Below are 16,700 nucleotides of genomic sequence, written 5' to 3' on the forward strand. Positions count from 1 at the left end.
AGCTGGCCGCCGAGAACGGTGAACTCGACCACCGGCTACGGACGTCCGACGCGGAGACGGCACGCAAGCTGGCCGCCGGAACACCCGGCATCGCCGTCGTGGACGACGCCGTGATCGTGTCGCCGCGGACGACGTCACCGCCGACCACGGAGGCGCCCGCGACCTGGCACTCGTCCCGGATGCCGTCCATCAGCTCCGTCGGCCAGGTCACCGGCAGCTCCGCCGGGACGACGAGGCCCAGGAGCAGGGCGGTCGGTACGGCGCCCATCGCGGCGATGTCGGCGAGGTTCTGGGCGGCGGCCTTGCGGCCGACGTCGTAGGCGGTGGACCAGTCGCGGCGGAAGTGCCGGCCCTCCAGCAGGATGTCCGTGCTGGCCACGACCCTGCGGTCGGGCGCGGCGACCACCGCGGCGTCGTCCCCCGGGCCGATCCGGACCGCCGGGGTGGTGGTGAGCCGGGAGGTGAGCTCCCGGATGAGCCCGAACTCACCCAGCTCACCGACAGTGCCCTTCATCGCCCTGAGCCCCTTCTGTGCCTGTCTGTGCCTGTCATCGGCCTGTCATCGCCCGGTCGCGCGGGACCAGCGTCCTCGATACGGTCGAGGTGACCGTCAACTTCTGTCCCGACTTCGCCCCGGCGCGCGGGCCCTGGGCTCGTGGGTCTCCCCTGTGCGCGCGGCGACGCGATACCGTGGCGTTCCTTTTTCCCCACATGATCCTCGTGGCCGCCCTGGAGGTTCCGTGGTACAGGCGTACATCCTGATCCAGACAGAGGTCGGCAAGGCGTCGACCGTCGCCGAGTCGATCGGCAAGATCCCTGGCGTCGTCCAGGCCGAGGACGTGACGGGGCCGTACGACGTGATCGTGCGGGCCCAGGCGGACACGGTCGACGACCTCGGGCGGATGGTGGTCGCCAAGGTGCAGCAGGTGGAGGGGATCACCCGAACCCTGACCTGCCCCGTGGTCCATCTGTAGCCCCCGTCTACCCTTGGCCGGTGAACTTCTTCCGTCACCGGCCCAGTGGTGTGTCCGCCCTCGCCCTGCTGCTGTGCGGCGCCCTCGCGGGCTGCACAGCGGCAGACGACGGCGGGTCGACCGCGGTTCCCACTCCGTCCCCCAAGGCCGCGGAGATCTGCCGGAAGCTGGATGCCGCGCTGCCGTCGACGGTGGACGGTCTTCGACGCCGGGACCCCGAGCCCGCGTCGACGCTGACCGCGGGCTGGGGAGACCCGGCGATCATACTGCGGTGCGGTGTCGTGAAGCCGCCGGAGATGGACAACGACCGCGCGGACGCCGGTACGGCTGACGGGGTCGGCTGGCTGGTCGAGAAGCAGGACGACGGCAGCGTGCGCCTCACGTCCGCGCTGCGGGTCGTGTACATCGAGGTGACGCTGCCCAAGTCCCGGGCTGCCGAGGGCATGTCCCCGCTGATCGATCTGGCACCCGCGATCAAGAAGACCGTGCCCGAGGGGATCGCCGACTAGCTTCGGGCTAGCGCAGCCCGGTCGGCCGGCGCAGGGCCGCCTGGATCAGCCGGTCCACCAGTTCGCCGTACGCGACGCCCGTCTCCTCCCACATCTTCGGGTACATGGAGATCGGCGTGAAGCCGGGCATGGTGTTGATCTCGTTGATGACGAACTCGCCGTCCTCGGTGAGGAAGAAGTCCGCGCGGACGAGGCCCTCGCAGGAGGCGGCGTCGAACGCCTGGATCGCCAACTCGCGGACCTCGGCGGTCTGTTCGGGGGTGAGCGGGGCGGGGACGATGCCGGGGACCGAGTCGATGTACTTGGACTCGAAGTCGTAGTAGGCGTGGGCGGAGGGGATCTCGGCGGGGACGGATGCGCGGGGGCCGTCCTCGAACTCCAGGACCCCGCACTCGATCTCACGGCCCCGCACAGCCGCCTCGACCAGGATCTTCGGGTCGTGGCGCTGGGCCTCCGCGATCGCCTCGTCGAGACCGGAGGCGTCGTCGACCTTGGTGATGCCGATGGACGAGCCGGCGCGGGCGGGCTTCACGAACAGGGGCCAGCCGTGGTCGGCGGCGAAAGCGGCGATCCGCTTGCGCACGCCGGACTCGTCCTGCGCCCACTCGCGGGGGCGGATCACCAGGTAGGGGCCGACCTTGAGGCCGAAGGAGGTGAAGACGCGCTTCATGTACTCCTTGTCCTGGCCGACGGCGGAGGCGAGCACACCCGCGCCGACGTACGGCACACCGGACAGTTCCAGCATCCCCTGGAGGGTGCCGTCCTCGCCGTACGGCCCGTGCAGCACCGGGAACACGACGTCGACCTCACCGAGCGCCTTCGGCACCGATCCCGGTTCGCTGTAGACGACTTCGCGGTTGGCCGGGTCCAGCGGGAGTACCACTCCCCCGTCGCTGCCCTCCGCGAGGTCGGCGACCTCGGGGGTGCGCCGCTGCGCGATCGCCATCCGCTCCGGCTCGTCCGCCGTGAGCATCCAGCGGCCCTCCCGCGTGATGCCGATCGGCAGCACGTCGTACTTCTCCCGGTCGAGAGCCTTCAGGACGGCGCCGGCGGTGACCACGGAGATCCCGTGCTCGGAACTGCGCCCACCGAACACGACGGCCACACGCGGCTTGCGCGCGGGCTGTGACTCAGGGCTCTGGGGAAGGTTCTCGGTGCTCATATCGCGTCGAGAGTACCCGCTGGTAGTCCCTGAGTCAGCGTCCGCCGACCCGTTGTCGCTCAGCGTCGCGCGGGGTGCGCGGTGCGTCGCGATGGGCGGGGTGTCGGGGGTGTCTCCCCTAGCGGCGTTCCGGCTTCGCGCTGCGGGACATCAGTTCCTTGAGCGCGACGACCGGGGGCTTCGCCTCGTGGACGATGTCGACGACCGTCTCGGTGATCGGCATGTCGACGCCGTGGCGGTGGGCCAAGTCCAGTACGGACTGGCAGGACTTGACGCCCTCGGCGGTCTGTTTCGTCACCGCGATCGTCTCCGCGAGGGTCATGCCCTTGCCGAGGTTGGTGCCGAAGGTGTGGTTGCGGGACAGGGGGGAGGAGCAGGTGGCGACGAGGTCGCCGAGGCCCGCGAGGCCGGCGAAGGTCAGGGGGTCGGCGCCCATCGCGAGGCCGAGACGCGTCGTCTCCGCCAACCCCCGTGTGATCAACGACCCCTTGGCGTTGTCGCCGAGCCCCATGCCGTCCGCGATGCCGACGGCGAGGCCGATGACGTTCTTGACGGCGCCGCCGAGCTCGCAGCCCACCACGTCGGTGTTGGTGTAGGGCCGGAAGTACGGGGTGTGGCAGGCCAGTTGGAGGCGCTGGGCGACGGTTTCGTCCGTGGCGGCGACGACGGCCGCGGCCGGCATGCGGGAGGCGATCTCCCGGGCGAGGTTGGGCCCGGTGACGACGGCGATGCGCTCGGCACCGACCTTGGTGACGTCCTGGACGACCTCGCTCATCCTCATGGTGGTGCCGAGTTCGACACCCTTCATGAGGGAGACGAGCACGGTGTCCGGCGCCAACAGGGGCGTCCAGTCGGCCAAGTTGGCGCGCAGTGTCTGCGACGGCACCGACAGGACCGTGAAGTCGGCGCCGGCCATGGCCTCGGCGGGGTCGGTGGTCGCCCGGATGCCCTCGGGGAGTTCGAGCCCGGGGAAGTAATCGGGGTTCTGCCGCGCCGAGTTGATCGCCTCGGCGACCTCGGGCCGCCGCGCCCACACCGTCACCTCGCAGCCCGCGTCCGCGAGGACGACGGCGAAGGCCGTCCCCCATGAACCTGCGCTGAGGACTGCCGCCTTGACGGGCTCGCTCACTTGCCGATCTCTCCTTCGTGGCCGTGCTGCGCCTCGGTGCGGCGCCGCTGCTCGATCCGCTCCCGGCGCGGGTCGTAGGGCGTCTCGGGCGCCTTCTCCCCGCGGATCTCCTCCAGCAACCGGGTGACGTCGGCCATGATGACCTCCGTGACCTCCTTGAGGAGTTCGGGGGTCATCTCCCGGTCGTAGAAGCGCGTGAGGTCGACCGGCGGCCCGGCCAGCACGTGGTGCGTCTTGCGGGGGAAGAGGTTGAGCTTCTTCGAATACGGCGCGAGCACCTCGTTGACACCCCACTGGGCGACGGGGATGACGGGGCACTTGGTCCGCAGAGCCACCCTCGCCGCACCGGACTTGGCGGTCATGGGCCACAGTTCGGGGTCCCGGGTGATGGTGCCCTCGGGGTAGAACGCGACGCACTCGCCGCGCTCCACCGCGTCGATCGCGGCCCGGAAGGCGCTGAGCGCGTCCGTCGACTCACGGTAGACGGGGATCTGCCTGCTGCCCCGCATGAAGGCGCCGACGAATCCCTTCTTGAAAAGACCGCTCTTCGCGAGGAATCGCGGAACACGGCCGGTGTTGTACTGAAAATGGGCGTACGCGAAGGGGTCGATGTGCGAATTGTGGTTGACCGCGGTGATAAATCCGCCGTCGGCCGGGATGTGCTCCATTCCCTGCCAGTCCCGCTTGATCAGAACCACGAGCGGCGGTTTGGCGATCGCCGCTGCAAAGCGGTACCAGAAGCCGATTCTGCGGCGGGGCACGCGGACACCTACCTCTTCCTCCAGGACCACAGGACTTCCCACGGCCTGTTCCAGGGTCGTTCCGGCGGCCGGGAGCCGCACAAGTGTGGCCCCGGGCGCCGGATCTGTCGAGAACACCGTACGCCCCGAAGGAAGAACCGCCAGATGGGGAAGGTTGCAGCCGGGTGACAATGACCGCGACGAGCAAGGGACGGTAAGCCGGTGCAGTGGACGTTGGTCATCCCCCTCAAACCCCTCGCGCGGGCCAAGAGCAGGCTGTCGGACACGGCCGGGGACAGGGTGCGGCCGGGTCTGGCGCTGGCCTTCGCGCAGGACACGGTGGCCGCGGCGCTGGCCGCGCCGGCCGTCCGGGATGTGGTGGTCGTCACGGACGACCCGCTGGCGGGCCGGGAACTCGCGGCGCTGGACGCCCGGATCGTCCCGGACGTGCCGGGGGCGGGCCTGAACGCCGCGCTGCGGCACGGCGAGGGCGTCGTCCGCGCGATGCTCCCGGAAACGGCTCTCGCGGCCCTGAACGCCGATCTCCCGGCGTTGCGCCCCTACGAATTGACCCGGGTCCTCGACGCCGCCGCGGAATTCCCGCGCGCATTTCTGGCGGATGCCGCGGGCATAGGCACGACTTTGCTGGCCGCAACCCCGGGCCACCCCCTGCTGCCCGCGTTCGGCCCGGACTCCCGCCGCCGCCACCGCACCTCGGGCGCGGCCGAACTCGCCCTCCCCGACGTCGAATCCGTCCGCCAGGACGTCGACACCGGCGACGACCTGCGCGCCGCCCTCTCCCTCGGTGTCGGCCCCCGCACCACGACCGCCACCGCCCGCCTCCTCATCCCCGGCCAGTAGGCTGCGGCCATGCAGGCGACGGCTTACACCTACGACCCCGACACCCGCACGGGCCAGGTCCTCCTGGACGACGGCACCCCCCTCCCCTTCGACGCGGCGGCGTTCGACGCGGGGGGTCTGCGGCTGCTGAGAGTCGGCCAGCGGGTGCGCATCGAGCTGGAAGGCCCGAGGATCACCCTGGTGACGCTCCAGACGTTCTGAACCCCCTGACGACACACCGCGGGCCGGACTCCACAGGTTGTGGAAGTCCGGCCCGACGCGTGAGTACCGGCGGCAGCCTTACGCCTTGGTGGCGGCGACCTTCTTCGCGGTGGTCTTGCGAGCAGTCGACTTCTTGGCCGGCGCCTTCTTCGCCGGGGCCTTCTTGGCGACGGCCTTCTTCGTGGTGGCCGCCTTCTTGGCGGTCGTCTTCTTGGCGGCGGCCGTCTTGGCGGTGGCCTTCTTCGCCGGGGCGGCCTTCTTCGCGGCGGCGGTGGCCTTCTTCGCGGGGGCGGCCTTCTTCGCGGCGGCCTTCTTGACCGTCGCCGAAGCGGTGCCGCTCAGGCTGCCCTTGGGCGCCTTCTTGACCGCGACGTCGTTCTTCGGGAGCTTCTTCGAGCCGCTCACCAGGTCCTTGAAACCCTGGCCCGCACGGAAGCGCGGCACGGACGTCTTCTTGACCCGGACCCGCTCGCCCGTCTGGGGGTTGCGGGCGTACCGCGCCGGGCGGTCGACCTTCTCGAACGAGCCGAAGCCGGTGACCGAGACCCGGTCCCCCGCGACGACCGCGCGGACGATGGCGTCCAGAACCGCGTCGACCGCCTCGGCGGCGTTCTGACGGCCGCCGACCTTGTCCGCAATCGCTTCTACGAGCTGCGCCTTGTTCACGTCTTCCCCTTCGGAGACATTGCTGGAACGAAAGTGTCCAGGCTTTTTCGCACGTTAGGCAGATATATACCGCAAATCAAACACGAAACGGGCCTATCACCCTTGTGCCGCAACGGACTCGACCGCATTGGGCTGTTCAGCGTTCCTCGTCCGGGATTCGTCCCGCGTCGAGGTCCGCCGTGAACCGCTCCAGCCGCCTTGTCGCATCGGCGAGATCGTGCTTGGCCGCGGCCGTAATGACCAGCAGCTTCCGGGTCAGCGCCATCCGTACGCCCTCCGGGACTTGCAGTGCGCGCACCCTTGTGTGCGCTTCCTTGAGTTGGTCCGCGACCGCCATGTAGAGCTTGAGTTGGCCGTCGTGTTCCATGCACAGATTGTGCCATCTAGGGCGAGTTGTCGCCCGCCAGGGGTGCAACTGCCACCTCAGACAGCCGTCCGAGCACTGTTGGACACCGCGTCCACAGCGGTCGCGTACCCCGCCAACAGCCGCTGTAACGTTGGCAGTTGGGAAGATTTCGAGGAGATGCGCGAAGGCCTGCCAGGGGCGGAAAACGCCGTACCCCCGATCGGACCGATCGGGGGTACGGCGTGGCTTTTCGGTGGCCGAAACTCGCTTCGGCCGCTCAGACCTGGAGGGTACGCGGCTTGTACGAGGGACGCTTCGCCTCGTACGCGGCGATGTCCGCCTCGTTCTGGAGGGTGATGGAGATGTCGTCCAGCCCGTTCAGCAGCCGCCAGCGGGCGTTGTCGTCCAGCTCGAAGGAGGCGGTGACGCCCTCGGCGCGGACCTCCAGCGCTTCGAGGTCGACGGTGATCTCGGCCTGCGGGTCACGCTCGACGAGGTCCCAGAGCGCGTCCACGACCTGCTGGTCGAGGATGACCGTGAGCAGGCCGTTCTTCAGGGAGTTGCCCCGGAAGATGTCGGCGAAGCGGGACGAGATCACGGTCTTGAAGCCGTAGTTCTGGAGCGCCCACACGGCGTGCTCGCGCGAGGAGCCGGTGCCGAAGTCGGGGCCGGCCACCAGGACGCTCGCGCCCGCGCGCTCGGGGCGGTTGAGGACGAACTCCGGGTCCTTGCGCCACGCCTCGAAGAGACCGTCCTCGAAACCGTCCCTGGTCACCTTCTTGAGCCAGTGAGCAGGGATGATCTGGTCGGTGTCGACGTTGGAGCGGCGCAGCGGAACGGCCCGGCCGGTGTGCGTGGTGAATGCTTCCATGGCTCTCAGACTCCAGCGGGCGTACGGTCGGCGGGCGCGTCGGTCAGGTCGGCGGGCGAGGCCAGATGACCCAGGACGGCCGTGGCGGCGGCGACCTGCGGGGAGACCAGGTGGGTCCGGCCGCCCTTGCCCTGCCTGCCCTCGAAGTTGCGGTTGGAGGTGGACGCGGAGCGCTCACCGGGGGCCAGTTGGTCGGGGTTCATGCCCAGACACATCGAGCAGCCCGCGTGCCGCCATTCGGCGCCGGCCTCCTTGAAGACGACGTCCAGGCCCTCGGAGACGGCCTGGAGGCCCACCCGGGCGGAGCCGGGGACGACCAGCATCCGTACGCCGTCGGCGACTTTGCGGCCCTTGACGAGCTCGGCGGCGGCCCGCAGGTCCTCGATGCGGCCGTTGGTGCACGACCCTACGAAGACGGTGTCCACCTTGATGGACCGCAGCGGCTGCCCGGCCGCCAACCCCATGTATTCCAGGGCCTTTTCGGCGGCGAGGCGCTCCGATGCGTCTTCGTACGAAGCGGGGTCGGGGACGTTCGCCGAAAGGGGCGCGCCCTGGCCGGGGTTGGTGCCCCAGGTGACGAACGGGGAGAGTTCCGCGGCCTCGATGACGACCTCGGCGTCGAACTCGGCGTCCGCGTCGGTCTTCAGGGTCTTCCAGTACGCGACGGCGGCGTCCCAGTCCTCCCCCTCGGGGGCGTGGGCGCGGCCCTTGAGGTAGGCGAACGTCGTCTCGTCGGGGGCGATCATGCCCGCGCGGGCGCCGGCCTCGATGGACATGTTGCAGATGGTCATCCGGGCTTCCATCGACAGCTTCTCGATGGCGGAGCCGCGGTACTCCAGGACGTAGCCCTGGCCGCCGCCGGTGCCGATCCTGGCGATGATCGCGAGGATCAGGTCCTTGGCGGTGACGCCGTCGGGCAGCTCACCCTCGACCGTGATGGCCATGGTCTTCGGGCGGACCAGCGGCAGCGTCTGGGTGGCCAGCACGTGCTCCACCTGCGAGGTCCCGATCCCGAACGCCAGCCCGCCGAACGCGCCGTGCGTGGAGGTGTGGGAGTCACCGCAGACGACGGTCATGCCGGGCTGCGTGAGACCGAGCTGGGGGCCGACGACGTGGACGACGCCCTGCTCGACGTCGCCCAGGGGGTGCAGGCGGACGCCGAACTCGGCGCAGTTCTTGCGCAGCGTCTCCAGCTGGGCGCGGGAGACCGGGTCCGCGATGGGCTTGTCGATGTCGAGGGTCGGGGTGTTGTGGTCCTCGGTGGCGATGGTCAGGTCGAGGCGGCGGACCGGGCGGCCGTTCTGGCGCAGGCCGTCGAACGCCTGGGGGCTGGTCACCTCGTGCAGCAGGTGCAGATCGATGAAGAGAAGGTCGGGCTCGCCCTCAGCGCGCCGGACGACATGGTCGTCCCAGACCTTCTCAGCGAGTGTCCTACCCATCGCTTTCCCTCCGGCCGGACAGGTTGCGTCCCGGCACTACTAGAGATCTTGGAAGCGGCGCCCGCCCCTGTTCCGGGCACCCGCCACCGCGCCCGTCGGTCCGCGGGCGGCTGTGCCTCCAGGGTTGCGCGTCTCACGGGAAAATGAACTTGCGTTTCACAGAGTGAGACGGGAGTATCGTTGCATGGACAACAGTAGCGGCGTCGGCGTTCTGGACAAGGCAGCCCTTGTCCTGAGCGCCCTGGAGTCCGGCCCCGCAACCCTCGCAGGACTGGTCGCGGCCACCGGACTCGCACGACCCACGGCCCACCGGCTGGCCGTGGCCCTGGAACACCACCGTATGGTCGCCCGTGACATGCAGGGCAGGTTCATCCTCGGCCCGCGTCTCGCGGAGCTGGCGGCGGCGGCCGGCGAGGACCGCCTGCTGGCGACCGCCGGGCCCGTGCTCACGCACCTGCGGGACATCACCGGCGAGAGCGCCCAGCTCTACCGGCGCCAGGGCGACATGCGGATCTGTGTGGCCGCCGCGGAGCGGCTGTCCGGACTGCGAGACACGGTACCCGTCGGCTCCACGCTGACGATGAAGGCCGGTTCCTCCGCGCAGATCCTCATGGCCTGGGAGGAGCCCGAGCGCCTCCACCGCGGCCTCCAGGGCGCCCGCTTCACCGCCACGGCCCTCTCCGGCGTCCGGCGCCGCGGCTGGGCCCAGTCCATCGGCGAGCGCGAGCCGGGCGTCGCGTCCGTCTCCGCGCCGGTCAGGGGCCCGTCCAACCGCGTCGTGGCCGCCGTCTCCGTCTCCGGCCCGATCGAGCGGCTGACCCGCCACCCGGGCCGTATGCACGCTCAGGCGGTGATCGACGCGGCGTCCCGGCTCTCGGAGGCGCTGCGCAGGACGGGCTGAAGCCCAGCGGGAAGGGCCGGCCTCAACGCCGCGGCGGGCCCTTCCTCCCCCGCCGAGCTGCGGGAACACGAAAAAGCCACCCGCCTCTACTGAGGCGGGTGGCTTCTTTCTGTACCCCCGACCGGATTCGAACCGGCGCTACTGCCGTGAGAGGGCAGCGTGCTAGGCCGCTACACAACGGGGGCTTGAGCTGGTCTACCTGGACTCGAACCAAGACTAACTGAACCAGAATCAGTCGTGCTGCCAATTACACCATAGACCAATGATGGTTTAGACCAGTCAGTACCCCCGACCGGATTCGAACCGGCGCTACTGCCGTGAGAGGGCAGCGTGCTAGGCCGCTACACAACGGGGGCCCTAGCGATCCTGCATCAAGATCGGCGGGAGCTACCCGACCGTCCTCGCGAGAAGGATCTGTACCCCCGACCGGATTCGAACCGGCGCTACTGCCGTGAGAGGGCAGCGTGCTAGGCCGCTACACAACGGGGGCTTCGCAGATTTTGAGCTTCTGCAAGCTGGCCTACCTGGACTCGAACCAAGACTAACTGAACCAGAATCAGTCGTGCTGCCAATTACACCATAGGCCACTGGAACGCCATCCCTCTAAAGGGATCTTGCTCTAGTTTTGCTCCCCCGGGTCTCTCGGCCTTTCGGCCCGCTCCCCGGCGGCGCAGAAAGAACATTACCCGAAGGTGGACGGGGCTCCAAAACGGGTTCCCGCCCGGCCGTCCGCACCGAGCAGTGCGGGCAGTTCGGCGAGCGTGGCGATCCGGTGCCGGCCCGGGAGTTCGACGACGCCCGCGCCGCCGTCGTACCGGTCGATCCAGACGGAGAGCAGGCCCGCCTCGGCCGCGCCCCGGCCGTCGATGTCGGGGTGGTCGCCGACGTAGGCGACCTGTTCGGGCGGGAGGGCGAGGGCCTCGCAGGCGGCGAGGAAGGCGCCGGGTTCGGGCTTGGAGACGCCGAGTTCGGCCGCGCAGATGATCGACTCGAAGCGGTCGTGGACGCCGAGGACGCGGAGCTTGTGGTCCTGGACGTGGATGCTGGAGTTGGAGAGGACGGAGTGCCGGTGGGTCGCCGCGAGGGCGTCCAGGACGGGCAGGACGTCCGGGAAGAGGGCCCAGGCGTTCTCGTAGTGGCCCAGGTAGCGGCCGAACCAGTCGTCGGCCTCGGCGTCGGTCAGCTCCTGGCCGACGAACACCCGGACGCGGTCGCGGCGTTGACCCTCGAAGGTGGTCTCGCCGGCGGCGAAGCGGGCCCACTGGGCGTCGGTGATCTCGCGCCAGCTCGTGACCGCCTGCTCGACGGTGTCGTACCCGGCCAGCAGGCCCTCGGTGACGAGGTGGTCACGCATGCCGAGGCGGTCGGCGTTCGTGTAGTCGAAGAGGGTGTCGTCGACGTCCCAGACCACGGCGCGAATGTCCATGATCCGACCGTAGCGGGGAACAGCGCGGGGCGGCACCCCTGTTGGGTGCCGCCCCGGTGAACTGCCGTGATACGCCGTCTCGTTACACCGTCTCGTTACGCCGCGAGCTTGGCGAGGGCGGCGTCGATGCGGGCCAACGACGCGTCCTTGCCGAGGACTTCGAGGGACTCGAAGAGGGGGAGGCCGACCGTGCGGCCGGTGATCGCGACGCGGACGGGGGCCTGGGCCTTGCCGAGCTTGAGGCCGTGGGCCTCACCGGCGGCCAGGACGGCCTCCTTGAGGGACTCCGGGGACGTCCAGTCGGCCGCGTCGAGCTTCTCGCGGGCCGTGGCGAGGAGGGCGTCGCTGCCGTCCTTCATCGCCTTCGTCCAGGACGCCTCGTCCGCCACCGGCTCCTTGAGGAACAGGAAGTCGACGTTGTCGGTGATCTCCGACAGGACGCGCAGGCGGGTCTGCGCGTGCGGGGCGATGGCCTGCCACTTCGCGTCGTCGAAGTCCTCCGGGGCCCAGGGCGCGAAGGGGGCCCGGAGCCAGGGGGCGCAGCGCTCCGTGAAGTCCTTCACGTCCAGCAGGCGGATGTGGTCGCCGTTGATCGCCTCGCACTTCTTCAGGTCGAAGCGGGCCGGGTTGGGCTGGACGTCCTTGATGTCGAACGCCGCGATCAGCTCGTCCGTCGTGAAGATGTCCTGGTCGGCGGAGAGCGACCAGCCCAGCAGGGAGAGGTAGTTGAGCAGGCCCTCGGGGAGGAAGCCCTGCTCGCGGTAGAGGTTGAGGGACGCCTGCGGGTCGCGCTTGCTGAGCTTCTTGTTGCCTTCGCCCATCACGTACGGCAGGTGGCCGAACTCGGGGGTGTACTTCGCGATGCCCAGTTCCGTCAGAGCCTTGTACAGGGCGATCTGGCGGGGGGTGGAGGAGAGGAGGTCCTCGCCGCGCAGGACGTGCGTGATCTCCATCAGCGCGTCGTCGACCGGGTTGACCAGCGTGTAGAGCGGGGCGCCGTTGGCGCGGACGATGCCGTAGTCCGGGACGTTCTCCGGGGTGAACGTCAGCTCGCCGCGGACGAGGTCGGTGAACGTGATGGTCTCGTCCGGCATGCGGAAGCGGACGATCGGCTTGCGGCCCTCCGCCTCGTACGCGGCGGTCTGCTCGGCGCTCAGGTCGCGGCAGTGGCCGTCGTAGCCGGAGGGCTTGCCGGCGGCGCGGGCGGCGTCGCGGCGGGCGTCCAGCTCCTCCGTCGAGCAGTAGCAGCGGTACGCGTGACCGGCGTCCAGGAGCTTCTGCGCGACGTCCTGGTAGATGTCCATCCGCTGCGACTGGCGGTACGGGGCGTGCGGGCCGCCGATCTCCGGGCCCTCGTCCCAGTCGAAGCCGAGCCAGCGCATCGCGTCCAGGAGCTGCTCGTACGACTCCTCCGAGTCGCGGGCCGCGTCGGTGTCCTCGATGCGGAAGACCAGGGTGCCCTGGTGGTGGCGGGCGAAGGCCCAGTTGAAGAGGGCCGTGCGGACCAGGCCGACGTGGGGGTTGCCGGTCGGGGAGGGGCAGAAACGTACTCGGACGGGAGCGCTAGTCACGCTTGACAACCTTGTTGGTGAGAGTGCCGATACCTTCGATGGTGACGGCGACCTCGTCGCCGATCTCCAGGGGGCCGACCCCGGCGGGGGTGCCCGTGAGGATGACGTCGCCGGGGAGGAGTGTCATGGCCTCGGTGATGTTGACGATCAGGTCCTCGATGGGGGTGATCATCTCGCTGGTGCGGCCGAGTTGGCGCTGCTGGCCGTTGACCGTGAGCTGGATCGTGAGGTCGCTCGGGTCGAGGTCCGTCTCGATCCAGGGGCCGAGGGGGCAGGAGGTGTCGAAGCCCTTCGCCCTGGCCCACTGCTTCTCGCGCTTCTGGACGTCCCTGGCGGTGACGTCGTTCGCGCAGGTGTAGCCCAGGATGACGTCCTTGACCCGGTCGCGGGGGACCTCGCGGCACATGCGGCCGATGACGACCGCGAGTTCGGCCTCGTGGTGGACGTCCGAGGAGAACGAGGGGTACTGGATCGGGTCGCCGGGGCCGGTCACCGAGGTGGAGGGCTTGAAGAAGGCGAAGGGGGTGTCCGGGACCTCGTTGCCCAGTTCCTTCGCGTGGTCGGCGTAGTTCCTGCCGAAGGCGACGACCTTGTTGGGCAGGACGGGGGGCAGCAGCCGGACTTTGCTGAGCGGGACCTTCGTCCCGGAGAGTTCGAACTCGGCGAAGGGGATGCCCTTGATGATGTCCAGGACGAGTTCGTCGTCCTTGTCGCCCTCTACCGCGCCAAACGCGACGTTGCCGTCGATGGAAAACCTGGCAATACGCACGGGTTCTTTGCGCCCCTCACCTGAACCGACCGAAACCTGACGCCCCAGGCTAACGCGCCGGGGGGTGGGTCACCTCGTGGATTGCCCGGGGTGCGCGAAGAGGCGCCCTCTCGCCGCGGGAGGGGGCGCCTCTTGGATATATGCGGACTTGGTGAGTCGTCCGGCGGGAATCCGCGTACTAGTCCAGGACCGGGGTCTCCGGGGCCACCATGAGGATGGTGCGGCGGGGGTTGGCCGTTTGGGCGGGGAGGGAGGCCGGGTAGGTCTGGGGGGCCGGGGTCAGGGGTTCGGCGTCCTTCAGGTGGGCCAGGGTGGTGCGCTGGGGGTTGGCGGTCTTGCGGGACATGCGGGGGCTCCCTGGCTGGTGTCGGATGGGCCGAATCTGTAAAGCGTCAGGCTAAACACGGCATTCCCGGGGAGGTCACGGGGGGCCGTCGGGGAGCGTGTGAGTTTGCTCACGAGATGGGCGTCAAACCGGTCAATTCAGGCCCGCAAGCGAACGTAACGAAACGGACATTGACCAACTGAAGCATCCATTCCGCTCCTGATCATGGCGACTGGGACACCTTGATCATCAGCCCACTTCGCCACACTCTGCCCACATTCGGGCGGATCGAATTCGACGCCCGGTGATCCCATCCGCACGCGCTGTCACGGATGTCACAGCCCGGACACCAAACCTTGTTGCGGATCCGGCACTGTGCTGGAATCTCACGGACCGCCGCGGGATCGAGCCGGCGCGCAGGGGGCGCACAGAAGCGCCGAGTGGCGGCGAGATAGGGGGAACCAGCGCCGGGTCACTCAAGACCATCCCGGGGGGCGCAGTCAGGGCGCCTCTCAAGACGCCGACACCGCCTGTCCGTTCATCCGGAAAGGCGCCTGGTCCAGAGGTTGCGACGCTAGTGCAGGGACGATTCAAGAGGGACGGCAGTGCCCCGGCAGGGCCGGAGCCGCGAGGCGGGACTGGTTCCCACACAGTCAGCACCTCGCCCCAGCACGCCCAGAACCCGGGTCCCGCCCAGGCAGGCGACGGCAAGAGCCGCCCCGGCGCTCCCACTCCCCCGCTCACCCCCACCGCCATTCCCCCGATACCCCCGGCCAAATCCGCCAAGGGCGAGACCGGCAGCCGCGTGGCGCTGCGCAACTGGCGCATCTCCACCCGCCTGGTCGCCCTGCTGACCCTCCCCGTGGTCGCGGCCACCACGCTCGGCGCGCTGCGCATCAGCCAGTCCATGGAGGACATCCAGCAGCTCGACAACATGCGGCTGCTGACCGACATGACGAAGCAGGCGACCGAGCTGTCGATCGCCCTCCAGAACGAGCGCGACCGCTCCGCCGGTCCCCTCGCGCACGGCGGCAACGCCAACGACGTCACCGTCAAGGGGCTGCGCGCGACGACGGACCGCTCGCTGAAGGCCTTCAACGCCGCCTCCGAGGAGATCAACTCCTCCAGCCGCAACGGCAACCTCCAGGGCGTCCGCGACAACCTGGTCGGTCTGGTCGGCGACCTCGGGAACGTCGCGAAGCTGCGCTCCACCGCGTACACCGCGCAGGGCAACTCGATGCAGACCGTCGAGGGCTACCACCGGCTGATCACCCGCCTCGTCGACCTCTCCCAGGACATGGCCGAGGCCACCTCCAACCCGGAGATGATCCAGCGCACCCGCGCCCTGGCCGCGTTCTCCTCCGCCAAGGAGTACTCGTCGATGCAGCGCGCCGTGCTGACGGCCGCGCTCCCCGCGAACAGCACCTCCTTCGGCAAGCTCACCGACAACGACCGCACCTACGGTGAGACGGCCGTCGAGGGCGAGGACTCCGAGCTCGCGATCTTCCGCTCGATCTACGGCGACGAGGGCGCCGAGGAGCTGCTCAAGCCGATCGAGTCCGGCAACGCCACGATCGAGGACGCCGACCAGTACGCGAGCCGCGCCTTCGCCTCCGAGTCCGGTCTGGAGTCCCAGGACAAGCGGTCGTACCAGGACTGGCTGGACGCCTCGGGCACCAAGCTCCAGCAGATGCGCAACATCGAGTCGCAGCTCCTGGAGGACATGGAGCAGAAGGCCCGCGAGCTGCGCAACGAGACCGAGCGCGACGCGATCATCGCCGGTGTGCTGATCCTGATGGTGCTCGGCGTCTCGCTGGTCGGCGCGTTCGTCGTCGCCCGCTCCATGATCCGCTCGCTGCGCCGCCTCCAGGAGACGGCCACGAAGGTCGCCCAGGAACGGCTGCCCGAACTGGTCAAGCAGCTCTCCGAGTCGGACCCGCAGGACGTCGACACGTCCGTCGAGTCGGTCGGTGTGCACTCCCGGGACGAGATCGGCCAGGTGGCCGCGGCCTTCGACGACGTGCACCGCGAGGCCGTCCGGCTCGCCGCCGAGCAGGCCCTGCTGCGGGGCAACGTCAACGCGATGTTCACCAACCTCTCGCGCCGTTCGCAGGGTCTCATCCAGCGTCAGCTGTCGCTGATCTCCGAACTGGAGTCCCGCGAGGCCGACCCGGACCAGCTGTCCTCCCTGTTCAAGCTGGACCACCTCGCGACCCGTATGCGCCGTAACGGCGAGAACCTCCTCGTCCTCGCGGGTGAGGAGCCCGGCCGGCGCTGGACGCGTCCGGTCCCGCTGGTCGACGTGCTGCGTGCCGCCGCGTCCGAGGTGGAGCAGTACGAGCGCATCGAGCTGGCGTCCGTGCCGACGACGGAGGTCGCGGGCCGGGTCGTCAACGACCTCGTGCACCTCCTCGCCGAACTCCTGGAGAACGCGACGTCGTTCTCCTCCCCGCAGACGAAGGTCAAGGTCACCGGGCACGCGCTGCCCGACGGCCGGGTCCTGATCGAGATCCACGACACCGGTATCGGCCTCTCCCCCGAGGACCTGGCCGCGATCAACGAGCGGCTGGCCTCGCCGCCGACCGTGGACGTGTCGGTGTCCCGGCGCATGGGTCTGTTCGTGGTCGGCCGGCTCTCCCAGCGGCACGGCATCCGCATCCAGCTGCGGCCCTCCGACTCGGGTGGTACGACCGCGCTGGTCATGCTGCCGGTCGACGTCGCGCAGGGTGGCAAGAAGCCGCAGCCGAAGCCCGGTCAGGGCGGCACCCCGGCCGGTGGACCGGCGGCGGCTCAGGCCGCGGCGGGTGCGG

Annotated in this window: 18 protein-coding genes and 5 tRNA genes; 6 read left to right on the top strand and 17 right to left on the bottom strand. The window is 69.6% G+C overall.

Annotated features, from left to right (window positions below; all coding sequences use genetic code 11):
- On the bottom strand, window positions 1-514 hold a 514-nt coding region (locus ACVNF4_RS20435), incomplete at its 3' end, for an AIR synthase related protein (RefSeq protein ID WP_461804291.1).
- A 226-nt stretch (window positions 515-740) separates the two neighbouring features.
- On the opposite strand from ACVNF4_RS20435, the gene ACVNF4_RS20440 reads away from it, so the two are divergent.
- Window positions 741-974 (top strand): Lrp/AsnC family transcriptional regulator, encoded by a 234-nt coding sequence (locus tag ACVNF4_RS20440; protein WP_461804292.1) that lies wholly within the window; start codon window positions 741-743, stop codon window positions 972-974.
- A 20-nt stretch (window positions 975-994) separates the two neighbouring features.
- Complete coding sequence (locus ACVNF4_RS20445) at window positions 995-1,483, top strand: DUF3515 domain-containing protein (protein WP_461804293.1); 489 nt, start codon at window positions 995-997, stop codon at window positions 1,481-1,483.
- A 7-nt stretch (window positions 1,484-1,490) separates the two neighbouring features.
- Here the strand turns inward: ACVNF4_RS20445 and ACVNF4_RS20450 are convergent, their stop codons facing one another.
- The 3 genes from ACVNF4_RS20450 to ACVNF4_RS20460 all read right to left on the bottom strand — a co-directional run bounded on the left by ACVNF4_RS20450 (window position 1,491) and on the right by ACVNF4_RS20460 (window position 4,535).
- A complete protein-coding gene (locus ACVNF4_RS20450; protein WP_461804294.1) occupies window positions 1,491-2,645 on the bottom strand; it encodes a D-alanine--D-alanine ligase family protein in 1,155 nt (384 codons plus the stop codon).
- A 118-nt stretch (window positions 2,646-2,763) separates the two neighbouring features.
- Window positions 2,764-3,774 (bottom strand): NAD(P)H-dependent glycerol-3-phosphate dehydrogenase, encoded by a 1,011-nt coding sequence (locus ACVNF4_RS20455; RefSeq protein WP_461804295.1) that lies wholly within the window; start codon window positions 3,772-3,774, stop codon window positions 2,764-2,766.
- The gene (locus tag ACVNF4_RS20460) at window positions 3,771-4,535 is read right to left on the bottom strand and encodes a lysophospholipid acyltransferase family protein (protein ID WP_461804296.1); all 765 of its coding nucleotides are present in this window, start codon (window positions 4,533-4,535) and stop codon (window positions 3,771-3,773) included. The genes ACVNF4_RS20455 and ACVNF4_RS20460 overlap by 4 nt, the downstream gene beginning before the upstream one ends.
- A gap of 201 nt (window positions 4,536-4,736) precedes the next feature.
- On the opposite strand from ACVNF4_RS20460, the gene cofC reads away from it, so the two are divergent.
- Window positions 4,737-5,375 carry a 2-phospho-L-lactate guanylyltransferase gene (gene cofC / locus ACVNF4_RS20465; RefSeq protein ID WP_461804297.1) on the top strand — a complete coding sequence of 213 codons (639 nt, stop codon included), beginning with the start codon at window positions 4,737-4,739 and terminating at the stop codon, window positions 5,373-5,375.
- A 9-nt stretch (window positions 5,376-5,384) separates the two neighbouring features.
- Complete coding sequence (locus tag ACVNF4_RS20470; RefSeq protein ID WP_461804298.1) at window positions 5,385-5,576, top strand: hypothetical protein; 192 nt, start codon at window positions 5,385-5,387, stop codon at window positions 5,574-5,576.
- Window positions 5,577-5,654: 78 nt separating this feature from the next.
- Here the strand turns inward: ACVNF4_RS20470 and ACVNF4_RS20475 are convergent, their stop codons facing one another.
- From ACVNF4_RS20475 to leuC, 4 genes are all read right to left on the bottom strand, one after another.
- Complete coding sequence (locus tag ACVNF4_RS20475) at window positions 5,655-6,242, bottom strand: HU family DNA-binding protein (RefSeq protein ID WP_461804299.1); 588 nt, start codon at window positions 6,240-6,242, stop codon at window positions 5,655-5,657.
- A gap of 136 nt (window positions 6,243-6,378) precedes the next feature.
- Entirely contained in the window at window positions 6,379-6,609 is a 231-nt protein-coding gene (locus tag ACVNF4_RS20480) for an SCO5555 family protein (protein WP_461804300.1), read from the bottom strand.
- 256 nt (window positions 6,610-6,865) lie between these two features.
- The gene (gene leuD, locus ACVNF4_RS20485; RefSeq protein ID WP_461804301.1) at window positions 6,866-7,459 is read right to left on the bottom strand and encodes a 3-isopropylmalate dehydratase small subunit; all 594 of its coding nucleotides are present in this window, start codon (window positions 7,457-7,459) and stop codon (window positions 6,866-6,868) included.
- Between the two features lie 5 nt (window positions 7,460-7,464).
- Window positions 7,465-8,898: a 3-isopropylmalate dehydratase large subunit gene (gene leuC / locus ACVNF4_RS20490; protein WP_461804302.1), complete on the bottom strand. Its 1,434-nt coding sequence runs from the start codon at window positions 8,896-8,898 to the stop codon at window positions 7,465-7,467.
- Between the two features lie 184 nt (window positions 8,899-9,082).
- On the opposite strand from leuC, the gene ndgR reads away from it, so the two are divergent.
- On the top strand, window positions 9,083-9,799 hold the full coding sequence (gene ndgR, locus ACVNF4_RS20495) for an IclR family transcriptional regulator NdgR (protein ID WP_171142008.1): 717 nt from the start codon (window positions 9,083-9,085) through the stop codon (window positions 9,797-9,799).
- 112 nt (window positions 9,800-9,911) lie between these two features.
- Here the strand turns inward: ndgR and ACVNF4_RS20500 are convergent.
- From ACVNF4_RS20500 to ACVNF4_RS20540, 9 genes are all read right to left on the bottom strand, one after another.
- Window positions 9,912-9,984 (bottom strand) — tRNA-Glu (locus ACVNF4_RS20500).
- 5 nt (window positions 9,985-9,989) lie between these two features.
- Window positions 9,990-10,061, bottom strand: a tRNA-Gln gene (locus ACVNF4_RS20505).
- 21 nt (window positions 10,062-10,082) lie between these two features.
- Window positions 10,083-10,155, bottom strand: a tRNA-Glu gene (locus ACVNF4_RS20510).
- Window positions 10,156-10,216: 61 nt separating this feature from the next.
- A tRNA-Glu gene (locus ACVNF4_RS20515) sits at window positions 10,217-10,289 on the bottom strand.
- 25 nt (window positions 10,290-10,314) lie between these two features.
- A tRNA-Gln gene (locus ACVNF4_RS20520) sits at window positions 10,315-10,386 on the bottom strand.
- Window positions 10,387-10,481: 95 nt separating this feature from the next.
- On the bottom strand, window positions 10,482-11,225 hold the full coding sequence (locus ACVNF4_RS20525; RefSeq protein WP_461804303.1) for an HAD family hydrolase: 744 nt from the start codon (window positions 11,223-11,225) through the stop codon (window positions 10,482-10,484).
- A gap of 95 nt (window positions 11,226-11,320) precedes the next feature.
- Window positions 11,321-12,805 carry a glutamate--tRNA ligase gene (gene gltX, locus ACVNF4_RS20530; protein WP_461804304.1) on the bottom strand — a complete coding sequence of 495 codons (1,485 nt, stop codon included), beginning with the start codon at window positions 12,803-12,805 and terminating at the stop codon, window positions 11,321-11,323.
- Window positions 12,789-13,565 carry a fumarylacetoacetate hydrolase family protein gene (locus ACVNF4_RS20535; RefSeq protein WP_461804305.1) on the bottom strand — a complete coding sequence of 259 codons (777 nt, stop codon included), beginning with the start codon at window positions 13,563-13,565 and terminating at the stop codon, window positions 12,789-12,791. Before ACVNF4_RS20535 ends, gltX begins: the two co-directional genes overlap by 17 nt.
- Before the next feature lie 178 nt (window positions 13,566-13,743).
- A complete protein-coding gene (locus ACVNF4_RS20540) occupies window positions 13,744-13,911 on the bottom strand; it encodes a hypothetical protein (protein WP_461804306.1) in 168 nt (55 codons plus the stop codon).
- Window positions 13,912-14,467: 556 nt separating this feature from the next.
- On the opposite strand from ACVNF4_RS20540, the gene ACVNF4_RS20545 reads away from it, so the two are divergent.
- A partial coding sequence (locus ACVNF4_RS20545) for a sensor histidine kinase (protein ID WP_461804307.1) occupies window positions 14,468-16,700 on the top strand: 2,233 nt, incomplete at its 3' end.

Source organism: Streptomyces sp. S6, assembly GCF_054880855.1.

Bases quoted from the DNA above. Each gene is read 5' to 3' on its own strand.
- ACVNF4_RS20450 (WP_461804294.1), bottom strand. From the start codon at position 2,645: ATGAGCACCGAGAACCTTCCCCAGAGCCCTGAGTCACAGCCCGCGCGC.
- ACVNF4_RS20470 (WP_461804298.1), top strand. From the start codon at position 5,385: ATGCAGGCGACGGCTTACACCTACGACCCCGACACCCGCACGGGCCAG.
- ACVNF4_RS20480 (WP_461804300.1), bottom strand. From the start codon at position 6,609: ATGGAACACGACGGCCAACTCAAGCTCTACATGGCGGTCGCGGACCAA.
- leuD (WP_461804301.1), bottom strand. From the start codon at position 7,459: ATGGAAGCATTCACCACGCACACCGGCCGGGCCGTTCCGCTGCGCCGC.
- leuC (WP_461804302.1), bottom strand. From the start codon at position 8,898: ATGGGTAGGACACTCGCTGAGAAGGTCTGGGACGACCATGTCGTCCGG.
- ndgR (WP_171142008.1), top strand. From the start codon at position 9,083: ATGGACAACAGTAGCGGCGTCGGCGTTCTGGACAAGGCAGCCCTTGTC.
- ACVNF4_RS20525 (WP_461804303.1), bottom strand. From the start codon at position 11,225: ATGGACATTCGCGCCGTGGTCTGGGACGTCGACGACACCCTCTTCGAC.
- ACVNF4_RS20540 (WP_461804306.1), bottom strand. From the start codon at position 13,911: ATGTCCCGCAAGACCGCCAACCCCCAGCGCACCACCCTGGCCCACCTG.